At 66.1% G+C, this 5,223-nt stretch carries 4 protein-coding genes and 3 pseudogenes; 1 reads left to right on the forward strand and 6 read right to left on the reverse strand.

Going from position 1 to position 5,223, the window contains the following annotated elements; all coding sequences use genetic code 11:
- The 4 genes and pseudogenes from GOOTI_RS26535 to GOOTI_RS19480 form a co-directional block, all read right to left on the reverse strand.
- Window positions 1–216: pseudogene (locus GOOTI_RS26535) on the reverse strand (YihY/virulence factor BrkB family protein); the annotation flags it as partial.
- Window positions 217–326: 110 nt separating this feature from the next.
- Window positions 327–782, reverse strand: a complete 456-nt coding sequence (locus GOOTI_RS19470) for an Hsp20/alpha crystallin family protein (RefSeq protein ID WP_306302702.1) — start codon at window positions 780–782, stop codon at window positions 327–329.
- Window positions 783–1,119: 337 nt separating this feature from the next.
- Window positions 1,120–1,491: a YsnF/AvaK domain-containing protein gene (locus GOOTI_RS19475; protein ID WP_007240321.1), complete on the reverse strand. Its 372-nt coding sequence runs from the start codon at window positions 1,489–1,491 to the stop codon at window positions 1,120–1,122.
- A 177-nt stretch (window positions 1,492–1,668) separates the two neighbouring features.
- Window positions 1,669–2,929 (reverse strand): annotated as a pseudogene (locus tag GOOTI_RS19480) (IS256 family transposase).
- A gap of 136 nt (window positions 2,930–3,065) precedes the next feature.
- On the opposite strand from GOOTI_RS19480, the pseudogene GOOTI_RS19485 reads away from it, so the two are divergent.
- Window positions 3,066–3,581, forward strand: a pseudogene (locus GOOTI_RS19485) (recombinase family protein); the annotation flags it as partial.
- Window positions 3,582–3,608: 27 nt separating this feature from the next.
- On the opposite strand, the gene GOOTI_RS19490 reads toward GOOTI_RS19485, so the two are convergent.
- Window positions 3,609–4,028, reverse strand: a complete 420-nt coding sequence (locus tag GOOTI_RS19490) for a hypothetical protein (RefSeq protein WP_007240324.1) — start codon at window positions 4,026–4,028, stop codon at window positions 3,609–3,611.
- A gap of 19 nt (window positions 4,029–4,047) precedes the next feature.
- A protein-coding gene (locus GOOTI_RS19495) for an IS3 family transposase (RefSeq protein WP_085949817.1) occupies window positions 4,048–5,186 on the reverse strand; the annotation gives its coding sequence in 2 pieces (ribosomal slippage) (window positions 4,048–4,926 and window positions 4,929–5,186; 1,137 coding nt in all).
- Window positions 5,187–5,223: the final 37 nt, after the last annotated feature.

Raw genomic sequence — 5,223 nt, forward strand, 5'->3', positions numbered from 1 at the left:
GTAGTAGGTCAGTGCCGCCGCGAGATCGGTCAAGTTATCGTGTTTGAACTGCTTGAGCGCCCGTTTGACCACGGCCAGCAGTGACGGTTTGGATAGCTCTGTCGGCGATTGTGGATGTGAGGGATCCAGGTCCGGGCGGGCATCGCCTACCGCCGCGTCCGCGGACGATCCAGGGCCCTGCCCTGGCATTTCTCCTCTACCGGTGCCTTTGGCCATCTTCGTCTCTTTTCCTCGCCGTTCCTGGCCGGCCGCAGATCAGTGCGGGTTCCACGATGTCCTGCCGGCCTACCTGCCTCGGCGCAGGCAGCGCCTGCCGGTGAGCGTGGTCAGGACGACCACCCGCTGTATGGGTGGTAACAGCTCGCGGCGAGGCCACCAGACAATCCCCGTTGGCCCCCGCCCAGCGGGTAGGCCGGGCGCTTGGCTTTGAAGCATCCCACGCGGGAACCTAACTCGAGAGCGGTCTGCTTATCGGAGCGGGCCACCTCGATCTTGCGCGGCTTGGCCTCCTCGGCCACCGGAATCGTCAGGGTCAGCACCCCACTGTCGTAGGAGGCGCTGATGCGATCCGTCGCCACGCCGCGTCCAAGCGTGAGCTGACGGGCCACTGTGCCCATCTGACGCTCCCGAACCAACCACTGCACACTGTCCTGGTCAGCCGCCTGGCGTTCGGCCCGGATGGTCAGCGTACGGTCATCGACATCGACATCAATCGAGGCGGGGTCGACCCCGGGAAGATCGACGTGCAGAACGAAACTCTCGTCCTGACGGTACAGGTCCATGGGCATCACCTGGGCTCGGCCAGGAGCGGCCGGCTGCCCGAATACACTGCTCAACGTTCGTTCCATCTCACGGAATGGACCACTACCAGTAGCCACAGCTAACACCTCCGCATCTGCTGGCGAAGAACCCGTACCCTCCGGACCCCTACGAGTGTTTGTCCGGCACCCACCACCATATTTAGCACTCTCACCGTGCGAGCGCCAGAGCTGTGGTGGGTCGTGCCCGCGGTCGATCCACCACCCGCGCCCGAGCCCCGTGCCCGGCTCGGGCGCGGGCAGTGCCTCCGCCGCCCGGTGGGGGGCGAGCAAGGTCAGGGTGAGCACGGTCATGGCGCGGTCAGCGGTGCGTCTGGTCGTCGGTCTCACCCTGGACGTCGACGTGTTCGGTACGGATTTCCTCGGACACGATCTGGTTCTCGGTCACCGTCTCCTTGCCCACCCGCAGCCGCTCCCGTTCTACGGTCTCCTTCTCCACCACGGGGCGTTCCTCCCGCAGGACGATCTCTTCCTCGAGCTCATCATCCCCACGCTGGTCGAGGCCGCCCTTACGCACGGTGCCGTCGGCGTCCTCCCGCTCGACGACAAGCTTTTCCTTGGCCACAGGCACCTCGACCTGCTCGGTCTCGGTGGTGGTGTACTTGCGCAACCGCACGCGGCCGGCCTCTTCGCTGCGGGTGTCGACGTTGAGACGCTCCTGGTTCGCGGTCACCGTCTGGGTGTCCTGCTCAGCCTCACCTGGCTGCTCGGACGTGCGGGAATCACGGTGAACGGCCTCGTCGGCGGAGGGGTGGGCACGCGGGGGTCGCTGGCCGCCCCGCGGCCGTCGTCGACAAAAAGGTCAAGCCCCTGGAAGTGGTGTAACTGGTTTTTGATCCTTCGTGGGTGGTCAGGCGGGTAGTTGCATCAGGTCATCGGTGCTCACCTCCGTCGGCGAGCTGGTGGCGGGGTCGGTGGTCAGGGTGAGTCGGCAGCGGCCCAGGACTTCGAGGCCGAGGTAGCGGCGGCCTTCGGTCCATTCGTCGGTCTGCTCGGCCAGGACGGCGCCGATGAGGCGGACGATGGCATCCCGGTTGGGGAAGATCCCGACGACGTCGGTGCGGCGGCGGATCTCGCGGTTGAGCCGCTCGGTGGGGTTGTTGGACCAGATCTGCCGCCACACGTCGTCGGGGAACGCGGTGAAGGCGAGCAAGTCCTCCCGGGCATCGCCGAGGTGCTCAGCGACCTCGGGCAGGCGGTGCTCCGTGTACTCCAGGAGCCGGTCGAACTGGGCGTTGACGGCCTCGGCGGTGGGCTGGTCGTACACGCTGTGCAGCATGGCTTTCACGGCCGGCCACATCGACTTGGGGCACACGGCCATCAGGTTCGCGGCGTAGTGGGTGCGGCAGCGCTGCCACGCGGCTCCGGGCAGGTTCGCCGCGATCGCCTCCACCAGGCCGGCGTGGGCATCGGAGGTCACCAGCCGCACCCCGCCCAGTCCGCGGGCCACAAGGTCGGCGAAGAAGGTGTTCCACGACGCGGTGGTCTCACTGGTGGCCACCTGCATACCGAGGACCTCGCGGTGCCCGTCACCGCCTGCGCCGGTGGCCAGCAGCACCGAAGCCTTCACGACCTGCTTGTTCTCCCGGACCTTGATCGTCAGCGCATCAGCGGTGACGAACGTGAACGGCCCGGCCTCGTCCAGGCGGCGGTGCCGGAACGCGGCGACCTGCTCATCGAGATCTTGGGCCATCCGTGAGACCTGCGACTTGGACAGTGAGTCGATGCCCAGGGTCTTGACCAGCTTGTCCATCCGGCGGGTGGAGACCCCGGCCAGATAGCAGTCCGCCACGACGGTGATCAGGGCGGACTCGGCCCGCTTGCGTCGCTCGAGAAGCCACTCCGGAAAGTAGCTGCCCGAGCGCAGTTTCGGGATGGCGACGTCGACAGTGCCGACGCGGGTGTCCAGGGGCCGGTGGCGGTAGCCATTGCGGTAGTTGGTGCGCTCGGTCGAGCGGGCGTTCCACTCGGCGCCGCACACGGCGTCGGCGTCCGCGGACAGCAGGGCGTTGATCATGGTCTCCCAGCAGCTCGCGCATCAGATCCGGTGACGCGTCGGTCAGGGCTTGGCTAAGCAGGCCTGCAGGGTCGACAATATGGGGTGCGGTCATCGTGATGACTCCGTTCGAGGATTCTTTAGACGGTTGACTCGAAGGATCACACGGTGGCCGCTCTACATCCTTACACAACACGGAATCGCAGACGATCTCGGCCACCGAGTTACACCACTCTATGGGGCACTACTAGGCGCGTCAGCTCGAGGCGGTAGGGGAGTGCGACCGCGTCTACGTCGAAAAGCAGTCCGCACGATCTCGTGCTGATCGCGTGAAGCTCGCTGAGTGCATCAGGTACCTGCGAGACGGCGACGAGCTGGTGGTCGCCTCGATGGACCGCCTCGCTCGTTCGTTGGTTGATCTCAAGCAGATCGTCGGCGAGATCACCGCCAAGGGCGCGAGCGTGGAATTCGTCCACGAGCGGGCCACCTACGCCGCCGGCGCCCAGGATCCTCGAGCCGATCTCATGCTCTCGCTGCTCGGGGCGTTCGCCGAATTCGAACGGGCCATCATCCGTGAACGCCAGGCTGAGGGCATCGCCATCGCCAAAGCGAAGGGCAAGTACAAGGGGCGCAAGCGTGTCCTGACTGGCGAGCAGATCGATAAGGCCCGGGCGCGCATCGAGGCAGGGGAGGGGCCTTCGGCGATTGCCCGAGATCTGGGAGTGGGCCGCTCAACGCTCTACCGAGCGCTCCAGCGGCAGAAGTAGTGGCGGCTCGCGGGTGGTTCAACCGGGTCACGGCGTTGCACCGGGCGCGGACGCTCGTCGCTTAGTGTCTCGGTTTTCGATGGCCTGGCGGACTTCGCCAATAGCTGTGCGGATTGTGTCGCCGTAGGCATTGTCGGGGAGCGCCGAGGTGCACTGCGCGGCGTTGTTGATGTGCTCGGCGGCTGGTTCGAACGCACCGAGACGGCGGAGGTTGTCCGAGATATTGAGATGCAGGCTCGGGTAGAAGCCCTGCACTTGGAGGCTTGAATGGTGTTGTTGGGCGCGCTCATCAGTGAGCGCCTCGGCAGCATCGAGGGCGCGAACGTCCCAGATAAGTGCTTCGGCTGGGTTGTCGTACAGGTCAGCCAGGTAGTGAGCGAGCGTGCAGCGGTGGAACGGGTCGCCCGTCACCCCGATTTGCGCCCAGATGGTAAGGGGCTGGTGCACGGATTGGTGACACGGTTAGTCACGCGGCCTGAGCGGCCTCGTGGGTCATGATTGTCTCGTATTCGATGGGGGTCAATCTGCCGAGGCGGTCTTGCCGTCTGCGGCGGTGGTAGGTGCGTTCGATCCAGTGCACGATGGCCGCGCGGAGCTCGTCTCTGGTGGCCCAGGATCGTCGGTCGAGGACGTTGTTCTGCAGAAGCGAGAAGAAGCTCTCCATGGCGGCGTTGTCCCCGCAGGCACCGACCCTGCCCATGGATCCGATCAGCCCGTGACGGGTGATCGCGATCTGCATCTTCTTCGAGCGAAATTGCGACCCTCTATCGCTGTGTAGGACGCATCCGGTCACGTCGCCTCGTCTCGCGACGGCGCTGTTCAGGGCGGCCACGGCCAAGCGGGACTTCATCCTCGAGTCGATCGAATACCCGACTATCCGCCCCGCGTAGACGTCCTTGATCGCGCACAGGTAGAGCTTGCCCTCGCCCGTCCAGTGCTCGGTGATATCGGTCAGCCACAACTCGTTCGGGCCCTGGGCGGTGAAGTCCCGCTCGACGAGATCGTCGTGAACCGGCGGGCCAGCTTTGCGGTGCCGGCCGCGGCCCTTCTTGCTGATGGTGCTGGTCCAGCCGCCGGCTGAGCAGATCCGCCACGCGGTCCGCCGGCACATCTTCTCGCCCGCGGCGCCGGCTTCGTCGGCGAGGTAGCGGTAGCCGAACTCCGGGTCCTCGCGGTGGGCATCGAACAGAGCGTTGGCCCGGTACGCCTCGGCGAGCTCGGCGTCGGTGACCGGGTTCTGGAGCCACGGGTAGTAGGGCTGGCGAGCGATCCCAAGTACCCGACACGCTACCGCGACGGGGATTCCGTCAGCGGCGAGCTCGCTCACGAGCGGGTACCACCTTTTCCCGGCAAGTTCGCCTGGGACAGGTACGCAGCAGCGCGGCGCAGGACCTCGTTCTCCTGCTCCAACAGCCGAACGCGGCGTTTGGCCTCGCGCAGTTCCTGGGATTCCGCGGAGGTCGTACCAGGCTTGATGCCGGCCTCCACGTCGGCCTTGCGAATCCACTTCTGCAACGTCATGGGGTGGATCCCGAAGTCGGCGGCGATCTGCTCGAGCGTCACACCCTCTTCGCGGGCCTGGGCGACGCGGAGGGGCTGATGCACGGTTAGGTGACACGGTTAGTCACGCGGGGTCTCGGGT

The sequence above is a fragment of the Gordonia otitidis NBRC 100426 genome (genome assembly GCF_000248075.1).
GTDB classification, from domain to species: Bacteria; Actinomycetota; Actinomycetes; order Mycobacteriales; family Mycobacteriaceae; genus Gordonia; species Gordonia otitidis.